The sequence below is a fragment of the Bradyrhizobium sp. USDA3010 genome (genome assembly GCF_056429065.1).
Map to the genome: position 1 here is coordinate 1 of NZ_JBWJZD010000178.1, position 250 is coordinate 250.

Annotated in this window: 1 protein-coding gene; it reads right to left on the reverse strand. The window is 53.6% G+C overall.

The window, feature by feature from the left end:
• Positions 1 to 124: IS66 family insertion sequence element accessory protein TnpB (tnpB, locus tag AC066Y_RS43460; RefSeq protein WP_478279163.1), on the reverse strand; the 124-nt coding region annotated here is incomplete at its 3' end.
• Positions 125 to 250: the final 126 nt, after the last annotated feature.

Consider the following 250-nt stretch of genomic DNA (forward strand, 5'->3'; position numbering starts at 1 on the left):
CAAGACGCTTTAAATAGAGGCACACGCCGGACCCATCCCACCATACGATCTTTATTCTATCGGCTCTTTTGGCCCGGAAGACATAAAGCGCACCGTCGAACGGATCTGAGCCCGCATCGCGCACTAGGTGGTGTGGACTCTAAGGATTCCCTTTTAAGCGCAAATCAGATTCAAGACTGCTTTTGGGGAGGCAGTCTTGGGTGTGATGGACCGTTTGGTATTGAGCGACGCGGCTTGGGAGCGGATGGCA